The organism is Azospirillum sp., assembly GCF_035627195.1.
GTDB lineage: Bacteria > Pseudomonadota > Alphaproteobacteria > Azospirillales > Azospirillaceae > Azospirillum.
The window spans coordinates 15,554-36,543 of sequence record NZ_DASPMG010000232.1; the positions used below are offsets into that span (position 1 = coordinate 15,554).

The following is a 20,990-nucleotide window of genomic DNA, read 5'->3' on the forward strand; positions in this document are numbered from 1 at the left end:
GCCCCTTGGGAAAGGCGCGACACCATGCCGCAGTCGCATTTGTCTAAAATTTTTCGGAAATGAAATCTTCCTGGTCTGACCACTTGCTATCCTTGGCCGTGTTGATCGCCTGACCGGAGTCGGCCCATGACCATGAACGGCCAAGCCGAGTACCTGCGTTTCCTGATCGCCGCCCAGGGCGACCCCGACCTGCGCGCCCACCTGCGCCGGGCGTCGCGCGGCGTGCGCACGGTGAACGATCTGGTGGCCTTTGCGGTTGGGCACGGCTTCCGATTCGGCGCGGCGGACGTACCGCTTGACGCAGCGCGGCAGACGCACGGGAAACCGGTGCGACACGCGCGGATGTTGGGTTGAGTTCTCACCGGCGCTGGCGCGTCGACCCGCAGCGGGATGAAACCGTTCGAAAGCCCCTCTCCCTTGAGGGGGCGACGCCGAAGGGCGTCGCGGTTGGGGTAAGGGTGAATACGGCCGGATGGCCGGATAACATGACTCATTGTCCCGGCTGCCGCCGGTAACGACCCCTCATCCCAACCCTTCTCCCTCAAGGGGAGAAGGGCACCGTCTTCGGAACTGCCTGCCCCTTGTTTCTTTCTAGCGCCAGCGGAAACCCAACGGCCGCAATGTGACGGCCCCGCTCACACCTGCGGTGGAACGGTCCGCGTCTTTCCGGAAATGGTCAGGACGAGGGTATCGCCGTCGGCGGCGATGTCCTTCTCGGCGTCGCGCGGAATCGGGATCCGCTGCTTGCGGCAGAAGTAGAGCAGCACGGCCAGGGTCTTGCTCGCCGCGAAGGGCACCTCGCGGATCTTCGACGCGCCACTCTGCTGCACGAACACCGTGGCCCCGCCGCCGGGCTTCGGCATCACCGAGGTGATGAGCCCGTGCGGCAGGTCGGATTGATTCGGTACCGTGGCGTACCAATCAAAGGCTTTCTTGATCGCCGAATTGGTGAAGACGAGCTGTCGCGTTTCGAAGATCATTCCATGGCCGGTCAGGCCGCGCGGCTCCCCAGTTCCGGGTTCAGACGGAACGTGATCGCCCGCCCCAGCTTGGATTCGCGCAGAAGGATCTGCTTGGTCTCCAACAGCTTGATGGCGCGGTTGACGTTCGGGCGTTGCATGCCCAGCGCATCGGCCAGTTCAGACTGCAGCACCGGAATGGGGCGGTCGTAATGAAGCCGCCGGCTCAAGTAAGTGAACACACGCAGGGCCTCCAGGGTGATGTCACGGTCGGTCGAAACGGCCCTGGAGAGATGGTCATCATGATGGTACATGGCAGCCTCGATACGCAAGTTTGAATTCTCGGATGCGACAATCGGGACGACTTATGCGGGTACCCTGCCGGGGGCGTGGGGACGCGTCCCGCCGAGCACCCCCTGTGCGGCGACGTGCTGGCCGAGCGCATGGAACCGGTACGAAAGCATCGCCTGCCCCTCTGAAAGCGTTGGTCCTGCGACCTTTGGATTGCTCCGTGCGGCAACTGTATGAGACGAATGTTTTCGGTGTGTGTCGCGACTGTTTCGGGGCTGACATAAACCCCTATTCAATTGCGGGAATATGCTGCAGCGGCGCCTTGCGCGGCCTGCGTGCACGAACGAAAACGGCGCGCCACAAGGGCGCGCCGTGCCGTTTTCCGGATTGTGCCTACGATTTTGCCTACGGGCCGGGGATCAGGATTCCACGCGCCGGCCGCCGCGCGGCGGCCCGCTCCGTCCGCGCCCCGGGCGGCGCGGCCCCTGGGGGCGTTCCGCCGGCTGACCGGGCGGGCCGGCCTGGGACCCGGGCTGGTGTTGCGCATGATGGAAGTGCGGATGCCCGTGCGCCGGCTTCCCATGGCCGCCGCGCCGGTCCGGACGCTCGCTGACGCGCTGGCCGTAGCACGAGTCGCACACCCGGAAGCGGTGATTCGCCTTCAGCCGCGTGCCGCACACCGGGCAGGCGCGGGCCAAGCTGCGCTCCGCCAGCGTGCGCTCGATGAAGGCGTTCAGCATGGCCCGGCGCTCCAGGCACAGGTCCATCTCCGGATAGGCGTCCGGGAAGCGGTAGGCCAGCCACGCGTAGGCGGTCAGGTCCTTCACCGCGCGCTCCGCCGCCTCCAGTTCCACGTCGGTGCCGACCCGGTGGTGGAAGCGCTCGGCCGCCTCCGGCGCCGTGTTGGGCTTGCCCTTGCCCTGGTTGACGGCCCAGGTGGCGAGCAGGCGCAGCTGGTTGTTGTCGCGCACGTCCACCGGGCAGCGGGCCAGCATGTCGCGCACGGCCAGGGCCAAGCGGGCGCGGTCCACCGCGGCCGCCGCCTGGATCCGCCCTTCCAGGTCGGTCATGCGGAAGGTCTGGTGGGCGCGCAGCAGCTCCTGCCCCGCCGTGCGTAGCACCTTGACGAGGCTGTCGGTGTCCAGCGCCTCGGCGATCGCCTCGACGTGCGTCAGGTTGGGCGAGATCCAGGGGCGCGGGTCGGCCGGCGGCACCGGCGGGGAGGTCAGCGCCCGGCGCACCGGGTTGATCGATTCGCCGTCCAGCACGGCGACCCGCCCTTCCTCGTGCATGCCGAAGCGGCCGGCGCGGCCACCGATTTGGCGGATCTCCGACGGGTTCAGCTCGCGCTCCTCGCGGCCGTCGTACTTGCGGGTGGTGGACAGGACCACGCGCGCGATGGGCAGGTTCAGGCCCATGCCGATGGCGTCGGTGGCGACCAGAACGTCCGCCTGCCCCTCGCGGAAGCGGCGCGCCTCGGCCCGGCGCACCTCGGGCGACAGGGCGCCGTAGATCACCGCCACCGTGTGGCCGCGCGCCAGCAGCTCGCGCCGCAGGCCCATGACGTCCTTGCGCGAGAAGGCGACGATGGCGTCGGCCGGGCGCACCTCGGCCAGCGGCACCCGCTCCTCCTGAACCCGTAGGGGCGACTTGCGGGTGAACTCGACGACCTCCAGCTCCTCCCCCATCGCCTCGGCGAGGCGCTGGATGTAGGGGATGGCGTCGGCCGAGCCGGTCATCAGGATTTCCGGCGCCGCGACGCCGGCCACCGCCTGGGTCCAGGCCCAGCCACGGTCGGGATCGCCGATCATCTGGATCTCGTCGATGACGCAGGCACCCCAGACGCGGCTGGTGTTGACCATCTCAATGGTGGAGGAGACGAAGCCGGCGCCGGGGCGCACGTCACGCTCCTCGCCGGTGATCAGGCTGCACGGCTTGCCGCGATTCTCCAGCGCCTCCTGCCCCTCCAGCGCCAGCAGGCGCAACGGGGCGAGATAGCAGCCGCTTTCCGCCGCCGCCAGCCGGTCCATGGCGGCGTGCGTCTTGCCGGAGTTGGTCGGGCCGACGAACAGCCGCAGCTTGCGCACCATGGCGCGTGCCGCGGCGAAGCTGTCCAGGTAGACGCCGAGGCCGGAGGCGCTTTCCAGCTGCTGGCGGCGCACCTTCAGGCCGGCGCGCGCGGCGGCCGCGTTGAACGCCTCCTCCAGCGCGTCGAGCAGGGCCTGCAGGCGCGGGATGCGCCCGCCGAAGCCGGCGGCGCGGGCCATGTCGTCGGCGAAGGGCTTGGGCCGCCACGCCTCGCCCAGGCCGCTCGCGCGCTCGGCCATGGAGGCGAGCCACGCGTCGACGCGCCCGCTCGCCTTCTCCAGCGCGTTGGAGGTCAGGCAGGCGGTCTTCACCCGCTTGCCCAGCACCTTGGCGTCGGGCTTGTTGAAGCCGTCGGGCTGGGCGATGAGGGTCCACACCTCCGCCTCGACGTCGGGCAGCGGCCCCACCGGCACGCGGTAACGCAGGCGCACCTTGCGGTCGGTGCCCGGCGCGATCACGTCCTGCACCACGGTCACCGACCAGCGCGCCGGGATGGAGTCGGCGTCCACCTCGATGCCGTCGCCGCGCACGGCGGCGCCGATCATGCGCAGGGCGTCGCGCCGGTCGGCCTCGTAACCGTCACCGGGCATCGCGTCGGGGGTGTTGGGGGTGTCTTCCGGATCCATCCTCGTCCTCTCCGGGTCTGCGCCCGGTCCCCATGCGGCGTTCCAGCATCCGTTCCTGCATCGCGACGCGCGGCGGCACGGCAAACGCCGGGGAGCAATCCTATATGGGCGGCGTGGCGCGGGCGGGCAAGCTTATTCCGGCCCGTGGGGCGGCGCCGGGTTCAGTCGGCGCACCCGCTCTCCGGCTTCAGGCCGGCGTCCGGCGGATACCACGTGGTCATGGCGTAGCGGTCCCATCCGACCGCATGGTCGCTCAACGGCTCGACGTCGTGCACCTCCTCCCGGATCGGACAGAACAGGACGAATCGGTTGGCCAGCGGATCAAGCGCCCGGTACGGCTCGCTCCCTCGGTACTGCCGCAGCCGGCCGCCGAACTTCGGGTCCCACCCTTCGCTGAAGTACAGGATGCTGCACAAGGCACGCCTTGGGCCGGCATCATTGTGGCGGTCGAGGTGGTGGCCACACCGCGTGATCCGCAACAGATTCCGCGGCTCCTCGCCCAACGCGACGCCGGTCAGCCGGCGGAGATAGTCGCGATAGGCGGCCGATCTCTGGAACATGCAGAACCGGACGTAGGTCAGCGTCCCGGCGCCCAGCCGATGCTCCGGCTTCGACTGCACATATCGCTGCTCGTGGTGGAACCGCCGGCTGGCCTCCGCGCCGTTCCATTCCTCGGCGCTGGCACGGTGCGTCGCCCGTTTGTCCTCGCCGCGCAGCCCGTAGGTGTCGGCGAACTCGCCCTCCTCGGAAAACAGGCGCCGAAAGCGGGAGAAATGGTGCGGCAGGAGGAAATCGTCGAGCCAGACCGTACGCAAGGGGTCACTTGCGTACGCAGTCGCCAGACGCTCGACCGCCTCGGGATCAAGATGCCGGGGGTTGATCCAGGAATCCAGTTCGCTCACCGGCCGGCGCTCCCCAGTTCAAGTCATGGCGGCTTGCCGAAACGTCCACCACCCATCCTCCATCACCCTCTGTATGGCCGACCATCTCATCCGGTACAAGCGGCGACGGGCCTCGGCACGCCTTCGATCGACAGGGGTAAACTCGCGCACGCATCCCGATCGATGGGGGTAGCGTCGAAGATCGTCTGACGCTCCGCCCCCCCGCCCGCCATTATCAGGCACACAGCGACCCTTACGCAGCAGAGCCGCCGCTCTGCTCAGGAGACGTGTATGCCGAGCCCGCGCGACATAGTGGATTTGATGGAGCGGATCCGGTGTATTTCTTCCGACGACGAACGCAATGACTTGATTACCACTTTGGCAGAGCCGGCAAAGCCGACCATTCTGTCGTTCATTAACGCCCACGCGGTGAACCTCTGCTGGAATTCCAGCGACGTGCTGGCGTGGTTCCGCGCGTCCGACGTGCTGTTGCGCGACGGCGTCGGCCTGAAGAAGGCGTTCGATGTCCTGGGGTTCGAGCCGGGGCTGAACATGAACGGCACGGACTTCATTCCGCTGCTGTTGCGCGCGCTGCCGAAGCGGCGCCTCGCGCTCTACGGGACCCAGCATCCATGGCTGGAGCGTGCCCGGACGCACCTGGAATCGACCACGCCGCACGAGATCATCGACGTCCAGCACGGCTTCCATCCGGTCGAGCGCTATGTCGAGCACGCCCGGCAGCACCGCCCCGACGTCATCCTGCTGGCCATGGGCATGCCACGGCAGGAGCAGGTTGCGGTGGCGCTGGGCGCCGCGCTGGAATACCCGGCCCTGATCATCAACGGCGGCGCCATCATCGACTTCATGGCCAAGCGGTTCGAGCGCGCCCCCCCCGTGATCCAGCGCCTCGGCCTCGAATGGCTGTACCGGGTGGCCCAGGAGCCGCGCCGTCTGTTCCGCCGCTATTTCGTCGGCGGGGTGAGCTTCGCCCGCATCGTCTTGAGTCTCCGCCGCGCCGTCAGCCGTTCGTCCGGCGCCCAAGCACAAGGAGTTTGAGCATTGGAACAGCTTCCCCAGGTCCCCCGCGGCGGGCTGCCTACGGCGAACTGGCCCACGGTTCCAGCCGCCGCGCCGTACCCGTACCAGCGCCCTCCCTTTCCGGGCGAAGGCGAGCCGGCGATGCCGGCGGCCGGACCCGACCTGCGGCTGGTCGGCCGCGTGCTGCTGGGCCGCAAGTGGCTGATTCTGTCCATGGTGACGGTGGTGACCGGCCTGTCGGCGGTCGGCGTCTCGCTGATGCAGGACAAGTACACCTCCAACGCGCTGCTGCTGGTGGACAACCGGCAGGTCCGCATCGTGCAGGAGGCGGATCAGGTGCTGGGCGCCATCCCGGCGTCGGACGAGGCGCTGCTGAGCGAGATCGAGATCCTGAAGTCCAACCAGGTGCTGGGGCAGGTCATCCATGAGCTGAAGCTGGCCGAGAACCCCGACTTCAACCCGCCGCCGCCGGAGAAGAAGGACGCCTCGCTGGGCGCCCAGGCGCTGGAATACGCCTGGGGCCTGACCGGCCGCGTGTGGGGCGAGGCGCCGCCGGCGCTGGTCACCGACACGCTGGGCGCGGTCGGGCGCTACGTCGAGGGGATCGATCAGCGCGGGACCAAGACCGAGGGCGGCCAGGACCAGATCTTCGCCCGCCTGCGCAGCAAGCTGGACGTCGGCATCGTCGGCCGCTCGCGCGTCATCCGCGTGGAGTTCACCGCCAAGGACCCGACGCTGGCCGCCAAGGTGGTGGAGCAGATCGTCGCCCGCTACATGCAGACCCGCCAGGAGATGGACCGGGCGCTGGCCACCGGCGCGCTGTCGTGGCTGGAGCAGCGCATCGGCCAGCTCCAGCAGGAGGTGCGGCAGGCCGACCACGACGTGGAGCAGGCGCGCTTCAAGTCCGGCCTGATGCGCGGCCAGGCCGGCGGCCCGATGGCCATCCAGGAACTGGAGCAGACCCGTCTGCGCCTCGCCGAGGCGGCGGCCCTGCGCGCCCGCACGGTGGCGCAGGCCGAGGCGCTGGAGCGCTATGAGCGCACGGGCAACTGGAACGCCATCGGCGGCTCCATCGCCTCGCCCGTGGTGGCGCAGCTGCGCGCCGCCGCCGCGACGCTGCAGACCGAGATGGGCCAGATCTCCAAGCAGTACGGGCCGAAGCACCCGCGGCTGGTCGAGCTGCAGGCGCGCCTGGGCGAGGCCAACGGCGCCTTGCAGAACGAGATCCGGCGCGAGATCAACGGCGTGCGCGAGGCCGCCAGCGTCGCCATCGAGCAGGAGAAGGCGCTGAAGGACATGGTGGCCGGGCTGGAGTCCCGCTACACCACGGCGGCCAGCGACGACGGCGTCAAGCTGCGCCAGTTGGAGGCCGAGGCGACCGCCAAGCACCAGCTGCTGGAAAGCCTGCTGAAGCGCCTGGAAGAGGTGCAGGCCCAGCAGGACAACCGTGCCTTCCCGACGGGCGTCAAGCTGGTCTCGCCGGCGCAGGTGCCGACGCAGCCGTCCGGGCCGTTCCGCGTGCTGTTGACGCTGGCCGGCTTCGCCGCCTCGCTGATGCTGGCCATCGCTGCCGTCTTCGCGCTGGAACTGATGCAGCGCCGCGTGCGCTCGCCGGAGGCCATCCGCCGCACGCTGGGCATCACCAACATCCACGTGGTGCCGCACCACAACGTGCGCAGCCGGCGCGCCGCGCGCCTCTACGAGATCTTCCAGACGCAGCCCTTCTCCCTGTTCAGCGAGGCGATGCGCGCGCTGTTCCGCAACCACCTGTCCGACGTCGGCCCGATCGGCTCCATCGCCGTGACTTCGGCCCGGCCGCGCGACGGCAAGACCTCGCTGACGCTGGCCACCGCGCAGGTGGCGGCGCAGGCCGGGCGCCGCGTGGTGGTGGTGGACACCGACTTCCGCCGCTCGCGCATCGACGACCTGTTCGGCATGTCCGGCAAGGTCGGCTTGTCCGACTGGATCGCCGGCAACGTCTCCCTGGACGAGATCGTGCATGAATCGAGCGAGGTGCCCTTCGCCGTCATCCCGGCGGGCAAGCTGATCTCCTCCACGCTCGACCGCTTCAACGTCGACTGCCTGATCGACCTGATGGCGGCGCTCAGCCCGCGCTACGACCTGGTGATCTTCGACACGGCGCCGGTGCTGGCGGTGTCGGACGCGCGGGTGGTGTGCGCGGCGGCCAGCAAGGTGCTGTTCGTGGCACGCTGGGGCCACACCACGCAGGGCGACCTGAACGGCGTGGCCGACATCGGCCCGATCGACCCGGCCAAGTTCGTCTGCGCGCTGACCGACGTGAACCTGAAGAAGGCGGCGTCCCGCGGCTACGAAGGGCCGTACCGCAACTACATGGCGACCCGGAAGTACTACGGCGAGCCGACCCGCCTGCGCACGGCGCGCTGAGCGCCCCCTTGCCCGGCCCTCCCCCACCCGCGTGGGGGAGGGTTTTCTTCTGCCGAGGATTCCCATGATTCTTTCCCGCCGCACCCTGCTGGCCACCATGGCCGGCACCGCGTGCCTCGCCGCCGCCCCCGCCCTTGCCGGAGGAGCCACCCGCCAGACGCTGCTTGAGGTGTGCCGTGCGCGCGGCATCCGGCACGGCACGGCGCGCGACCACGGGCCGGGCAATGGTGACGCGCTGCTCGACCGGCTGATCGAGCGGGAGTGCGACGTGCTGGTGGCGGAGAACGGCGGCAAGTGGGGCCTGCTGCAGCCGGCCGACGGGCATTTCGAGTGGGAGCGCTTCGACGCCTCGCTGGCGGAGGCCCGGCGCATCGGCGCGCAGCCGGTGTGGCACACCATCCTGTGGCAGCAGGAATCCATGCCGTCCTACATGCGCCTGCCCACCGGGCGCATGGCGGAGCTGGGGATGTCCGACCCCGCCTACTTTGCGCCGGACGGCACGCTGGCGCCGCAGAACCACTGGCGGCGCTTCACCGACCACGTGGCGGCGGTGCGGGCGCGCTACGGCGACGCCTTCTACCGCGTCGACGTGGCCAACGAAGTCTTCTACTGGGAGACCGAGTTGTCGCACCCCGGCCAGCAGGACCGCCACGGCTTCCGCAAGGGCATCTGGTGGGCCACCGCCGGCGGCGCCGAGGGGCCGGAGTGGCTGGACCCCTTCTTCCACCACGCGCGCAAGGCCTTCCCCAGCGCCAAGCTGGTCATCAACGAGTTCGGCATCGAGCTGGCGGAGGGCTGGCAGCGCCGCAAGCGCGACTATTTCCTGCGCTGGCTGACCGGTGCCGTGAAGCGCGGCGTGCCCATCGACGGCATCGGCCTGCAAAGCCACCTGATCGCCGGCAAGCCGTACGACCGCGAGGGCATGCGCGCCTTCCTGAAGGCGGTGGACCGCCTGGGCCTGCCCGTCCACGTCACCGAGCTGGACGCGGACGAGCGGCTGCTGCCGGCCTCCTGGTCGCGGACCGACAAGGACGCCTATCTGGCGGGGATGGTGGAAGAGTATCTGCGTGACGTGGCGCGGCTGTCGACCCTGGCCGAGGTGACGTGGTGGGGGCTGCGCAGCGACCTGAACTTCATCAGCCGGCTGCGCCCCGACCTGGACGCCCGCCCCACCCCCTACGACCCCGCCGGCCAGCCCGTGCCGCTGTACGAAGCGGCGGTCAGGGCGCTGTCCGGCAAGCCGCGCGGCGTTTAGCCCGGCGAATGTAACGGGATGATACCGGATGATACAGCTCCCACGGGGGGTGTAACATCCGGGCCGCCCCGCCAAGACGAGAGGTGTGTCCGGATGCCCTCACTGTGCCCGGAATGGCACAGGAAAGAGGATGACGGCGGGTCACATCCTTGTCACGACTTTCCGGGGATTTGGTGGGTATTCGGTTAAAATTCTAGATATTTCATTAACCATCTCGGACCACCCTTGCGCCATACGGAAAACCGCAAGGGAATGATCCAATGGCTACGACCAGCACGGGCACCACGTTCACGGTGAACGCCTGGGGCCAAGCCGCCGGAGGTGTCTGGCCGCACTTCAAGGTGCTTCTCGACGGCACCCAGATCGGCCAGGCGACCGTCAACACGACGACCGCGACCAAGTACACCTTCACCGCGCCCGTCGCCGCCGACCAGGCGCACCGGCTGCAGGTCGTGTACGACAACGACGCGTCCGTCAACGGCCAGGACCGCAACCTCTACGTCAAGTCGGTCGAGGTCAACGGCAAGACCATGGCCGCGACCGCCACGGGCGTCACCTACGACCGCTACGAGCTGGACGGCAAGGACGTGATCGCCGGCCAGGAAGGCATGTGGTGGAGCGGTGCCTTGAACTTCGCCCTGCCGTCCACCTACTTCCCCGCCCCGACGACCGGCGGCACCACCGGCGGGACCACGGGCGGCACCACCAGCAGCGCCTCGCAGATCGTCTTCAACGCGTCGGGCACGGCGGCCGGCGGCGTCAACGCGCACTTCAAGGTGCTGGTCGACGGCAAGCAGATCGGCGAGGGCACGGCCACCACGACGGCCAAGGACTATGCCTACACCACCAACCTGACGCCGGGCGTCGGGCACAAGGTGCAGATCCAGTTCGACAACGACGCCGTCATCAACGGCGCCGACCGCAACCTGAACGTCAACTCCATCAAGATCAACGGCAACACCGTGTCGCCGACCAGCTCGATGGTGACGATCGACAAGGGCGCGCTGGACGGGCAGGACGTGGTCGCCGGCCAGTCGGGCATCTGGTGGAACGGCACCATGGTCGTCAACGCGCCAGCCAGCTACTTCCCCACCTCGACCTCGGGCGGCACGGGCGGCACCACCACGCCGCCGCCGACGCCGGCCCTGCCCAGCCTGACCGTGGCCGACGTCACGGTGACCGAGCCGCTGGGCAGCGTCACCTCCAAGGGCATCGCGCCGGGCTTCCTGCACACCGAAGGCAGCCAGATCGTCGACAGCGCCGGCAACAACGTCAAGCTGACGGGCGTCAACTGGTTCGGGGCCGAGGGCTATGCCTTCGCGCCGCAGGGGCTGTGGATGGACAGCTACCAGAACCAGATGAACAAGATGCAGGCGCTGGGCTTCAACGTCATCCGCCTGCCGTTCAGCGACGCCATGCTGGACGCCGGCCGCAAGCCGACCGGCATCGACTATTCGAAGAACCCCGACCTGGTCGGCAAGACCTCGCTGGAAGTGTTCGATAAGATCATCGAGCATGCCGGCAAGATCGGCATGAAGATCATCCTCGACCACCACCGCTCGGGCGACGGCGCCTCGGCCAACGAGAACGGCCTGTGGTACACGTCGCAGTACCCTGAATCGAAGATGATCGCGAACTGGAAGATGCTGGCGGAGCGTTACGCCGGCAAGGACGCGGTCATCGGCGCCGACCTGCACAACGAGCCGCACAACCCCGCCACCTGGGGCGATGGCAACATGGCCACCGACTGGGCCGCAGCGGCCGAGCGCATCGGCAACGCCATCCAGTCGGTGAACAAGGACTGGCTACTGATCGTCGAGGGCATCGAGACCTACCAGAACCAGTGGTACTGGTGGGGCGGCAACCTGCTGGGCGAGAAGAACCGCCAGGTCGACTTCAACGTCGACAACAAGCTGGTCTACTCGGTGCACGACTACGGCCCGTCGCTGCACATGATGGACTGGTTCAAGGCGTCCAACTTCCCGAACAACATGCCGGCGAAGTGGGACCAGATGTGGGGCCACTTCCTGAAGAACGACGACACGCCGATCCTGGTGGGCGAGTTCGGCTCGAAGATGGAGACCACCATCGACAAGGCGTGGATGCCCAAGCTGGTCCAGTACATGAACGGCGACTGGGACGGCAACGGCACCATCGATCTGGCGCCCGGCGACCAGGGTGCCAGCTGGACCTACTGGGCCTGGAGCCCCGGTTCGGGCGACACCGGCGGCATCATGAACAACAGCTGGCAGGTGGACTACAACAAGTACAACGCCATCAAGCCGGGGCTGTTCAGCGGCACCGCCACCACCGCGCCGGGCCAGACCGACGCAACCTTCACGGTGAAGCTGTCGCAGGCCTCGACGAGCACGGTGAAGGTGAACTACGGCACCGTCGACGGCACGGCCAAGGCCGGTTCGGACTACGTGGCCAGCAGCGGCACGCTGACCTTCAACCCGGGCGAGACCACCAAGACGGTGTCCGTCAAGGTGCTGGGCGACAGCGTGGCCGAGGGCACGGAGACCTTCTCGCTGAAGCTGACCGCGGTGTCGAACGCCACGCTGGCCGACGACACGGGCCTGGGCACCATCAACAACCGCGCCACGGCCGCCGCGGCCGCGGACACGGTGGACATGGTGAACTACGTGACCATGCAGGAGCAGGCGCACCAGACCGACGCGCTGGCGTCCCTGCCGGCGACCACGGCGCCGACCACCTTCGACATGGCCTATGACGCGTACTACGCCGAGCATCACGACTCGGGCAGCATGGTGCAGTAACTGGGTTCGCGGACTCTTGCCCCCTCCCTAACCCTCCCCCGCTGAGGCGGTGGAGGGGACTGCCGCCGCTATACCCCCCACCGCGAAGCGGGGGAGGGTGGCCGAGCGACGCGGAGGCCGGGAGGGGGCACGCGCGAAGGGCCGGCAGCACCTGCTGCCGGCCCTTTCCGTTTCAGTTCCTCACGACGCCGACTGCGTCCGCCGCATGGCGCCGGCCAGCAGGCGGAACAGGGTGGCGCGGCCGGTCTGGCCCAGGCCGGGGCCGAACACCACCGCCGCCACGAACAGCGCCGTCAAGCCCACCTTGGCCGCCGTGACGACCGGGTCCACGGCGTCGGCGAACAGCTGCCAGCCGGCCAGGTAAACCAGCGCGGCCGGCGCCACGATGGCGGTGAGGCGGGCGGCGTCGAGCGGCATCTCGCCGGGGCACAGGCGGCGGCGCACCACCTCCGTCACCACGATCTGGAACAGCTCGCGCCCGAGGTTGGCGAGCACGGCGCCGAACAGGCCCCAGGCCGCCACCATGCCCACCGCCAGCGCCGTGCCCACCGCCAAGCTGGCGGCGGAGATCCACGGCAGCACCGCCATGCGCTTGGCCTTCATCAAGGCCACCTCCGGCTGCATGCGGGCGCCATGCAGCACGAAGGACAGCACCAGCAGCGGCATGCACGGCAGCACCGGCAAATAGTCGGGCGAGGCGATCAGCCACAGGATCTCCGGCGTGGTCAGCGCCATGCCCAGCGCCGCCGCCGTCAGCAGCGTCAGGAACAGATGGAAGACGAGGTCGGACTGTTCGCGGTCCTCGCCCTCGTGCTGCGCCTCCAGCCGGCGCACCGACCAGATCTGCAGGAACGACGCGGTGAGGAACATGAACAGGATCTGCGCCAGACGCAGCCCGAAGGTGAAGAGGCCGACCGCCGCCGTCGTCAGCATGACGTTGAGCAGCCAGCGCGCCACCACGTTGTTGGCGATGTCCAGCAGCGACTGCGGCATGTACGGCAGGCCCAGCGTCACCACCCGTTTCAGTATGGCGCCCGAGAAGCCCACCCCGTTCTCCGCCAGGATCGCGGCGCCCAGCGTCAGACCCAGGACGGCGAAGGCCACGGCGTTGGCCAGGAAGATGCCTTCCACGTGCCATTCCAGCGTCAGCAGGAACAGCGCGTTCAGCCCGATCAGTGCCACCGCCTTGGCCACCGAGATGCCCAGGCACAGGACGGAGCGCTTCTTCACCCGGTAATAGGCCAGCGCCAGCTCGAACACCGTGGTCAGCGCGATGCTGCCCAGCGCGATGGCGACCACGCGCGCCTCGCCGGTGTCGCCGAACAGCGCCCAGCTCAGCCCCAGGCCGGCCGGCCAGCACAGCGCCAGCAGCACCAGCATGGCCGCCGCCAGCGCCAGCACGCAGGTGCTGGCGACGCGCCGCCGCGCCGGTTCCTCCGCGTGTTCGAAGTAGACGACGGTGAAGGCGTTGTTCAGGCCGATCATCAGCATCACGGCCAGCAGGTCGCAGAGCACGACGATCAGGCCGTACACGCCGAACTCCGTCGGCGTCAGCACCTTGGTGTAGAGGGGCAGGAGCAGCAGGCCGGCGGCCCGGTTGACGATGTTGGCCACCAGGTAAATCCAGCCGTGCCGGAAGACCGTAGCCGCTTCGGAAGCCATGCGTACGCCTCTTGAAACAATCCATTGAAGAAAAGGCGCGGGAGCTACCCCCGAAGGGATAATCACCCTGCGCCGAAAGCCGCCAACCGGGCGGCGAATTCAGAGGGGATTCTCGCGTTCAGAGGAGAAGAGGGTCAACGTCGCCTTGGTCGAAGGCGCCACTCTTCCGTCATAGGGCCGCAGGCGGAGCCCGGCGGGCCGGAGTTTCTGGAACGTCCGCACGGTGAGGAGCGGTGCCGGAACCGGCAACGGCGCGTTGGAGAGCGTCGCGCCATGCCAAAGCGTTCCGCCCCCTCCCTCCGGCAGCGCCGGTCCCCCGTCCAGAGCACGCCCTCCGTGCCGGCGCCCTGCTCCTCACCGTCCGAGACTCACCGGGCGGAGCGCGGTTTGGCGTCTCTACCTCCTATTTGCGGGAGGATTTTGCGCGTGCCGACGCCATCCGGGCGGTGGCTTCCCCGGTCGCAGAGTCACGGTCGAAGCGCCGCTCCCACCTGTGCTCCCCGCCTGCGCTTCTTCCGCTTTACTTTCGAAGTTGCCGGATTATCGCCTCCGGTTGCCGGGACACTATTGATTTGTTGCCGGTTTTGACACCTTCCCCTAAGTCGTTTGCAACAAAGCGATACGGTCGACTTCCGCTTCCACTCGACTGTTCACGGGTGTTCGCGCAGGCCGGCCGGATAAGACAGCGAGAATGACGTCCTGGCTTCTGCCGTCTGCGGGCAAACACGCGGCGGGTGGGTTTTCATTGCCATAATGCGGGACCTGTGATGAGCAAATCCGATCCTGAAGCGGTTCTCGAACTGTCTCCTGCGAAGAAGGCCGGGCTGCCGCCGCTGGGCCTCGGCATGCTGCTGGCGCTGGTCGACGGCGCCGTCCTGGCGGCGCTGGGCTGGCTGACCGGCTATTACCTGGCCAATTCCGGCGTTACCCACGATTTCGACCTGATCCAGCAGTCGCTGGTCACCGGCCTGATGCTGGTGCCGCTGGTGAAGTCGGTGTTCGGCATCTACTCGCTCAGCCGCTTCGACTACGGCGAGCGCATCCGCCGCACCGTGCAGGCGGCGCTGCTGTGCACGGCGGTGCTCATCGTTCCCTTCGCCGTCGTCGAGGGGTTCCGGTCCTTCTTCCTGGGCGCGCTGGTCACGGCGCTGCCGGGCTTCCTCATCACCTTCGCGGTCGACCTGCTGATCGTGCACGGGCTGTTCGCCTGGAACCAGCAGTGGCGCACCCCGGTCGTCATCGTCGGCGCCGGTCCGCAGGGTGCCGCGATCGCCGAGAAGATGCAGCGCCTGCCGTGGCTGGGCATGCGCCCGGTGTGCTTCGTCGACGAGGACGAGAGCCTGTGGCAGACCCGCGTCGCCGACCTGCCGGTGATCGGCCCGCCCAGCCTGCTCGGCTCCTCCCCCGCCTACGCCGGGCGCGCGCAGGCCGCGGTGATCGCCGACATGGCCCGGCACGGCGCCGACCTGACGACGCTGCTGAAGTCCCTGCCCTTTCGCCAAGTCTACTGCGTGCTGGGCGAAGGCAATGTCAGCGCGCTGAACGCCAACTTCCACAACCTGCACGGTTCGCTGTCGCTGCGCGTCAGCCTGCGCCCCAACACCACCTACCTGCGCATCCGCCGCGCGCTGGACGTGGTGCTGTCCAGCCTGCTGCTGGTCCTGCTGGCACCGCTGATGCTGACCATCGCCATCCTGATCCGGCTGGACAGCCCGGGCCCGGTGGTGTTCCGCCAGCAGCGCTGGGCCGGCGGCACGCGCACCTTCGACCTCTTGAAGTTCCGCTCCATGCACGTGGACGCCGAGGCGCAGTTGAAGCGCCTGCTGGAAAGCGATCCGGTCATGCGGCAGGAGTACGAGACGTACCACAAGCTGTCCTTCGACCCGCGCATCACGCCGTTCGGCCGCTTCCTGCGCAAGACCTCGCTCGATGAGCTGCCGCAGCTGTGGAACGTGCTGATGGGTGACATGAGCCTGATCGGGCCACGCGCCTACATGCCCCGCGAGCTGCCGGAGGTGGGGCAATCGGCCGAGGTCATCGGCACGGTGCGGCCGGGCGTCACGGGGTACTGGCAGGTGTCCGGCCGGCACCGCACCAGCTTCCAGGAGCGCGTGGCGATGGACGTCTTCTACGTGCGCAACTGCGGGCTGCTGTTCGACTTCTACATCCTGTTCCGCACCGCCTTCGTCGTCTTCAAGGGCGAAGGGTCCTGAACCCGCCGGTCCCGCAATCGGCATAAGTCCCACGGGCGGCATCCCTTCGGGGGTGCCGCCCTTCCGCTGGCCGTACTTCCACCGCCCAGCCCACGCACCCCCTTCCCACCCCGGCGGGCCGCGCCCTCCCTCTCCAAATAAGGGACAGGCCGCCACCCTTTTCGCAGGCTTTGCCCAATGACATCCCTGCAAGACCACGTCACCGTCGTCATCCCGACCCGCCACCGGCCCGATCTGGTGACCCGCGCGGTGGAAAGCGCCCTGGCGCAGACCTACCGCGCGCTGGAGGTGATCGTCGTCATCGACGGCCCCGATCCGGAAACCGCCGGGCGCCTGAACGCGCTGGCCGACCCGCGCCTGATCGTGCTGGAGCTGGAGCGCAACGTCGGCGCGGCGGAGGCGCGCAACATCGGCGTGCACCGCGGCAAGGGGGCGTGGGTCGCCTTCCTGGACGACGACGACCACTGGATGCCCGAGAAGATCGCCGTGCAGATGGCGGCGCGGCCGGCCGGCGTGCGCTATCCCATCATCAGCTGCCGCTGCCAGGTGCCCACGGCGCGCGGAACCTACGTGTGGCCGCGCCGGCTGGCGACGCCGGGCGACGCCATCGACGAGTACCTGTTCGTGCGCCGCGGCCTGTTCAAGGGCGAGACCTTCGCCCCCACCACCACGCTGCTGGCCCCGCGCGAGCTACTGCTGCGCCACCCCATCCCGAAGTCGATGTTCGACGATTGGGAGTGGCTGATCACCTGCTCGCGCATCGAGGGGTGCGCGCTGATCACCGTGCCGGAGGTGCTGGCCGTCCACTACACCGAGAACAACCGCGTCTCGCTCTCCACCTGCCACAACATCAACGCGGCCCTCGGCTGGGCCATGTCGATGCGCACGAAGATGTCGCCGCGCGCCTACGCCAGCTTGCTGATGCAGGCGATGGGCGGCGAGGCGGCGGCGCGGCCGGCGGCGGTGCGCTGGCGCATCCTGTCCACCGCGTGGCGCGACGGCCGGCCGACGCCGATGGCGCTGGCCACCTATCTCATGCACTCGCTGATGCCGGTGAACCTGCGCCGCAGCGTGCGCAAGGTGCTGTTCTCGGCCTCCAGCCCCGCCTGATTCCCCAAGGACTCCTGATTTCCCAAAGACAATAGAGAAGAAACGGCATGCCGAAACTGGTCGCCTTCGCCACCCCCGGCGCCGCCGACGGCGGCGGCATCGGGCGGATGACGGGCTATATCGTCGACCACCTCGCCGCCCGCCGCCCCGGCCTGCGCACCGTCGTGCTGGACACGCGGGGCCGCGGCAGCGTCTTCCGCTCCCCCTTTCATCTGGCCGCCGCGCTGGTGCGCCTGGGTGCCCTGCTGCGCAAGGACGGCGCGCTGGTGCACATCAACGTGTCGGAACGCACGAGTTTCCTGCGCAAGGCGGCGGTGCAGCTCGTCGCCACCGCCTTCGGGCGGCCGACGGTGGTGCACCTGCACGGCGCCAACTTCATCGACTTCTATGAAGACAACGCGCTGGCCAAGGCCATCTCGCGCTGGCTGTTCCGGCGCTGCGACCGGCTGATCGTGCTGGGCGACAGCTGGCGCGACTTCGCCGTCCACACCATGGGCATCGACCCGGCCAAGGTGGACGTGCTGTACAACGCCGTGCCGGACTTCGCCGGCAACGACGTCCGCCGCGAGGCGCCGCAGCCCGGCCAGCCCTTGCGCCTGCTCACGCTCGCCAACCTGTCGGAGCGCAAGGGCACCGGCTGCCTGCTGCGCGCCTGCGCCGGGCTGAAGGCGCAGGGTGTCGACTTCCGCCTGACGCTGGGCGGCGGCGGCGACGTGGCCGGCTACCGCCGGATGGCGGAGGAGCTGGGCATCGGCGCGGAGTGCCGCTTTCTCGGTTGGGTGTCGCGGGAAATGGCGCACGACCTGATCCGGTCGCACGACATGCTGCTGCTGCCCTCCACGCACGAGGGGCTGCCGATGGTGATCCTGGAGGCGCTGGCGGCGCGGCTGCCGGTCGTCACCACGCCGGTCGGCTCGATCCCCGAGGTGCTGGAGGACGGCCGCACGGCGCTGATCGTGCCGCCGGACGACCCGCGGGCGCTGGGCGGCGCCATCGCCCGGCTGGCCGGCGACCGCACCCTCTACACCCGCATGGCCGAGGCTGGGCGGCGCCTGTTCGTCGAGCGATTCCACATCGACGGCTACTGCGCACGCCTGACGGCCATCTACGACCTCGCCTTCCGACGCCGCGGCGGGACCCCGGCGACGGCGGAGGAGGCGCTGGGCACCCTGGCCGACCGTCATCCCCCTGCGTCCGAAACGCCCTAGGCCGCCACCACCCGTTCAGCCTATTCCGTTGTCACGCCATAGATCCCGAATCGGCCATATGAAGTAAAGTGCGACAATTATCCCCACTGATGCTTAATACCCCAGGGGCATTGTCGAGCTTTATTTGCGCCGTTATGCTGCCAATGACTTCAAAGAAGCGATAAAGCCCATCGGTGTTGCTTGCGATCCGGCAGGCCATGAAGCAGCGATGGGGACAGCGGTCAAAGGACCAGGAGTGGACATGATTTACATCGTCAGCCCCGGCGGCACGCGCGAGAAGGGCGGCATGGGGAGGATCGTCGACAACTTCACCAGCGACCTCGCCCGCCACAATCCGGAGGTGCGGTTCGAGGTGGTCGACACCTATGGTCCCGACGCCAATTTCCGCCGCATGCCGTTCCACTTCGCACTGGCGATGCTGAAGCTGTGCGGCTGCTTCCTGCTGGGCCGGGCGCAGCTGGTGCACGTGCACATGGCCGAATATGGCAGCGTCGTGCGCAAGGGTGCGGTGGTGCTGCTGGCCGCACTCTTCCGGGTGCCGGTCGTCCTGCACCTGCACGCCGGCCGCTTCCCCGAACAGGTGCAGAAGTCGCACCCGGCGCTGCGCTGGGCGATCACCCGCCTGATCGGCCTGGCCAGCGAGATCGTCGTGCTGGGCGAGTACTGGCGCACCTTCGTGATGGAGACGTTCGGCGAGCACGCGCGGCGCGTGACCGTGCTGCACAACGCCGTCCCCGGCCCCGACCGGGTGCCGGAGCGCACGGGCGAGGGGCCGGTGCACATCCTCTTCCTCGGCCGGCTGATCAAGCTGAAGGGCATCCACGTGCTGCTGGACGCGCTGGCCGCCGAGGACTGCAAGGGCCGGCCGTGGCGCCTGACCATCGCCGGCGACGGCGACCTGGAGACCTACCGCGCCCAGGCGGCGGCGCTCGGCCTCGCCGACCGGGTGACCTTCACCGGCTGGCTCGACCAGCCCGGCTGCCGGCGCCTGCTGGCCGAAGCCGACGTGCTGGTCCAGCCCTCCATGTACGAGGGGCTGCCGATGGCCGTGCTGGAGGCCATGGCGCATGGGCTGGCGATCGTCGCGACCCCGGTCGGCTCGGTGCCCGACGCCATCGAGGACGGCCGATCCGGCCTGTTCGTGCCGCCCGGCGACACGGCGGCGCTGGCCAACGCGCTGACCCGCGTGATCGACGACGCCGAACTGCGCCGCACGCTGTCCGAGGGCGCCCGCGAGCGCTTCATGCGCAGCTTCGACATCGCCGTCTACCGTGAACGCCTGCTGGAGATCTACCGCCGCAACGGCTGGACCGATGCCGCCCACGCCCACGCGGCCCCGCTGAAGAGTGTTACCGAGAGGATCGCGCCATGAAGGAAGCACTTGCCGCCCTGGTTCGCTGGTCGGGGCTGGGTTGGGGCGTGCGGTTCCTGTGTGCCCGCCGCCGCGCGACCATCGTCGTCTACCACGACCCCGATCCGGCGGTGCTGCGGGAGCACCTCGCCTACTACGCCCGGCACTACAGCTTCACCACGCTCGACACCGTGGCGGACGCTATGGAGAGCGGGCGATGGGGCGACCTGCCGCCCTACCCGCTGGTGATCACCATCGACGACGGGCACGCCGGCAACACCCGGCTGGAGCCGCTGTTCCGCGAGTTCGGCGTGCGCCCGACCATCTACCTGTGCAGCCGCATCGTCGGCACCGCCCGCCCCTTCTGGTGGAAGACGCCGGCCGCCGACCGCATCGGCGTGGAGGAGCTGAAGCGCCAGCCCGACACGGAGCGCCGCCGCCGCCTCGCCGAAGCCGGCGACGACCCGGACCGCGACGGCGCGGCACGCCACGCGATGACGTGGAGCGAGGTGGCGGCGCTGGGCGAGACGGTGGACTACGGCGCCCACACGCGCACGCACCCGATCCTGATCCAGTGCGACGACCTGCGCGCCGCTGAGGAGATCGGCCTGTCGCGCATCGAGCTGGAGAAGGCGACCGGCCGCCCCTGCCGCCATTTCGCCTATCCCAACGGCGATTACGGCGAGCGGGAGGTGGAACTGCTGCGCGCCGCCGGCTACCGCACCGCCCGCACCATCGAGCCGGGCTGGAACGGCGGGCGCGCCGACCCGCTGCGCCTGAAGGCCTTCCCGGTGTCCGACGACGTGTCCGTGTCGTGGCTGACCGTGCAGCTGACCGGCCTGCCGGCGTGGCTGCGCGGGTTGAAGGAATCCTTGCGCGGGCGGCGCGCGGCGTCGGCGGGGTACCCCGCGCCATCGGCGGGCACGGCCATACCGGCTGCGCCCTTGCGCCAATAGAGTCGCACCACCAAAGCATAAGGCAAGTATTAACTGCGGTTACCACCTTTCCCAAAAGTCTACCGATACCATCAAAGCCCTAGCATCCTTTGCCCCCTCGCAACGCCCGCAATCGAGTGCAATAAAGTTGGAGTGGTGTTCACGAGACTGCGGCGGGGTGCGATGC

The 20,990-nt window shown here is 68.9% G+C and carries 15 protein-coding genes; 10 read left to right on the top strand and 5 right to left on the bottom strand.

Going from position 1 to position 20,990, the window contains the following annotated elements:
* Positions 1–126: 126 nt before the first annotated feature.
* The gene (locus VED21_RS21100; protein ID WP_324885700.1) at positions 127–354 is read left to right on the top strand and encodes a Nif11-like leader peptide family natural product precursor; all 228 of its coding nucleotides are present in this window, start codon (positions 127–129) and stop codon (positions 352–354) included.
* Between the two features lie 281 nt (positions 355–635).
* Here the strand turns inward: VED21_RS21100 and VED21_RS21105 are convergent, their stop codons facing one another.
* The 4 genes from VED21_RS21105 to VED21_RS21120 form a co-directional block, all read right to left on the bottom strand.
* A complete protein-coding gene (locus VED21_RS21105; RefSeq protein ID WP_324885702.1) occupies positions 636–980 on the bottom strand; it encodes a hypothetical protein in 345 nt (114 codons plus the stop codon).
* 11 nt (positions 981–991) lie between these two features.
* Positions 992–1,291 carry a helix-turn-helix domain-containing protein gene (locus VED21_RS21110; RefSeq protein WP_324885704.1) on the bottom strand — a complete coding sequence of 100 codons (300 nt, stop codon included), beginning with the start codon at positions 1,289–1,291 and terminating at the stop codon, positions 992–994.
* A 378-nt stretch (positions 1,292–1,669) separates the two neighbouring features.
* On the bottom strand, positions 1,670–3,964 hold the full coding sequence (locus VED21_RS21115; protein ID WP_324885706.1) for a helicase-related protein: 2,295 nt from the start codon (positions 3,962–3,964) through the stop codon (positions 1,670–1,672).
* Between the two features lie 161 nt (positions 3,965–4,125).
* On the bottom strand, positions 4,126–4,866 hold the full coding sequence (locus VED21_RS21120; protein WP_324885708.1) for a 2OG-Fe(II) oxygenase: 741 nt from the start codon (positions 4,864–4,866) through the stop codon (positions 4,126–4,128).
* A 270-nt stretch (positions 4,867–5,136) separates the two neighbouring features.
* Between VED21_RS21120 and VED21_RS21125 the strand changes: the two genes are divergently transcribed.
* The 4 genes from VED21_RS21125 to VED21_RS21140 all read left to right on the top strand — a co-directional run bounded on the left by VED21_RS21125 (position 5,137) and on the right by VED21_RS21140 (position 12,324).
* Complete coding sequence (locus VED21_RS21125) at positions 5,137–5,901, top strand: WecB/TagA/CpsF family glycosyltransferase (RefSeq protein WP_324885709.1); 765 nt, start codon at positions 5,137–5,139, stop codon at positions 5,899–5,901.
* A gap of 123 nt (positions 5,902–6,024) precedes the next feature.
* Positions 6,025–8,289 carry a polysaccharide biosynthesis tyrosine autokinase gene (locus tag VED21_RS21130; RefSeq protein WP_324885711.1) on the top strand — a complete coding sequence of 755 codons (2,265 nt, stop codon included), beginning with the start codon at positions 6,025–6,027 and terminating at the stop codon, positions 8,287–8,289.
* A gap of 64 nt (positions 8,290–8,353) precedes the next feature.
* The gene (locus tag VED21_RS21135; protein ID WP_324885713.1) at positions 8,354–9,544 is read left to right on the top strand and encodes an endo-1,4-beta-xylanase; all 1,191 of its coding nucleotides are present in this window, start codon (positions 8,354–8,356) and stop codon (positions 9,542–9,544) included.
* A gap of 260 nt (positions 9,545–9,804) precedes the next feature.
* Complete coding sequence (locus VED21_RS21140; protein WP_324885715.1) at positions 9,805–12,324, top strand: cellulase family glycosylhydrolase; 2,520 nt, start codon at positions 9,805–9,807, stop codon at positions 12,322–12,324.
* Between the two features lie 180 nt (positions 12,325–12,504).
* Here the strand turns inward: VED21_RS21140 and VED21_RS21145 are convergent, their stop codons facing one another.
* Complete coding sequence (locus VED21_RS21145) at positions 12,505–13,986, bottom strand: lipopolysaccharide biosynthesis protein (protein WP_324885717.1); 1,482 nt, start codon at positions 13,984–13,986, stop codon at positions 12,505–12,507.
* 767 nt (positions 13,987–14,753) lie between these two features.
* On the opposite strand from VED21_RS21145, the gene VED21_RS21150 reads away from it, so the two are divergent.
* The 5 genes from VED21_RS21150 (at position 14,754) to VED21_RS21170 (ending at position 20,824) form a co-directional block, all read left to right on the top strand.
* Positions 14,754–16,199, top strand: coding sequence for an exopolysaccharide biosynthesis polyprenyl glycosylphosphotransferase (locus tag VED21_RS21150; RefSeq protein ID WP_324885719.1), 1,446 nt, complete (start codon positions 14,754–14,756; stop codon positions 16,197–16,199).
* A gap of 177 nt (positions 16,200–16,376) precedes the next feature.
* On the top strand, positions 16,377–17,309 hold the full coding sequence (locus tag VED21_RS21155) for a glycosyltransferase family 2 protein (protein ID WP_324885721.1): 933 nt from the start codon (positions 16,377–16,379) through the stop codon (positions 17,307–17,309).
* 47 nt (positions 17,310–17,356) lie between these two features.
* Positions 17,357–18,517, top strand: coding sequence for a glycosyltransferase family 4 protein (locus tag VED21_RS21160; RefSeq protein WP_324885723.1), 1,161 nt, complete (start codon positions 17,357–17,359; stop codon positions 18,515–18,517).
* A 241-nt stretch (positions 18,518–18,758) separates the two neighbouring features.
* Positions 18,759–19,889, top strand: a complete 1,131-nt coding sequence (locus tag VED21_RS21165; protein WP_324885724.1) for a glycosyltransferase family 4 protein — start codon at positions 18,759–18,761, stop codon at positions 19,887–19,889.
* Positions 19,886–20,824 carry a polysaccharide deacetylase family protein gene (locus tag VED21_RS21170; protein ID WP_324885726.1) on the top strand — a complete coding sequence of 313 codons (939 nt, stop codon included), beginning with the start codon at positions 19,886–19,888 and terminating at the stop codon, positions 20,822–20,824. The genes VED21_RS21165 and VED21_RS21170 overlap by 4 nt, the downstream gene beginning before the upstream one ends.
* The last annotated feature ends 166 nt before the right edge of the window (positions 20,825–20,990 follow it).

Excerpts from the sequence above, each read along its gene's own strand:
- VED21_RS21100 (WP_324885700.1), top strand. The coding sequence starts at position 127 with ATGACCATGAACGGCCAAGCCGAGTACCTGCGTTTCCTGATCGCCGCC.
- VED21_RS21105 (WP_324885702.1), bottom strand. The coding sequence starts at position 980 with ATGATCTTCGAAACGCGACAGCTCGTCTTCACCAATTCGGCGATCAAG.
- VED21_RS21115 (WP_324885706.1), bottom strand. The coding sequence starts at position 3,964 with ATGGATCCGGAAGACACCCCCAACACCCCCGACGCGATGCCCGGTGAC.
- VED21_RS21125 (WP_324885709.1), top strand. The coding sequence starts at position 5,137 with ATGCCGAGCCCGCGCGACATAGTGGATTTGATGGAGCGGATCCGGTGT.
- VED21_RS21130 (WP_324885711.1), top strand. The coding sequence starts at position 6,025 with ATGCCGGCGGCCGGACCCGACCTGCGGCTGGTCGGCCGCGTGCTGCTG.
- VED21_RS21135 (WP_324885713.1), top strand. The coding sequence starts at position 8,354 with ATGATTCTTTCCCGCCGCACCCTGCTGGCCACCATGGCCGGCACCGCG.
- VED21_RS21140 (WP_324885715.1), top strand. The coding sequence starts at position 9,805 with ATGGCTACGACCAGCACGGGCACCACGTTCACGGTGAACGCCTGGGGC.
- VED21_RS21145 (WP_324885717.1), bottom strand. The coding sequence starts at position 13,986 with ATGGCTTCCGAAGCGGCTACGGTCTTCCGGCACGGCTGGATTTACCTG.
- VED21_RS21150 (WP_324885719.1), top strand. The coding sequence starts at position 14,754 with ATGAGCAAATCCGATCCTGAAGCGGTTCTCGAACTGTCTCCTGCGAAG.
- VED21_RS21155 (WP_324885721.1), top strand. The coding sequence starts at position 16,377 with ATGACATCCCTGCAAGACCACGTCACCGTCGTCATCCCGACCCGCCAC.
- VED21_RS21160 (WP_324885723.1), top strand. The coding sequence starts at position 17,357 with ATGCCGAAACTGGTCGCCTTCGCCACCCCCGGCGCCGCCGACGGCGGC.
- VED21_RS21165 (WP_324885724.1), top strand. The coding sequence starts at position 18,759 with ATGATTTACATCGTCAGCCCCGGCGGCACGCGCGAGAAGGGCGGCATG.
- VED21_RS21170 (WP_324885726.1), top strand. The coding sequence starts at position 19,886 with ATGAAGGAAGCACTTGCCGCCCTGGTTCGCTGGTCGGGGCTGGGTTGG.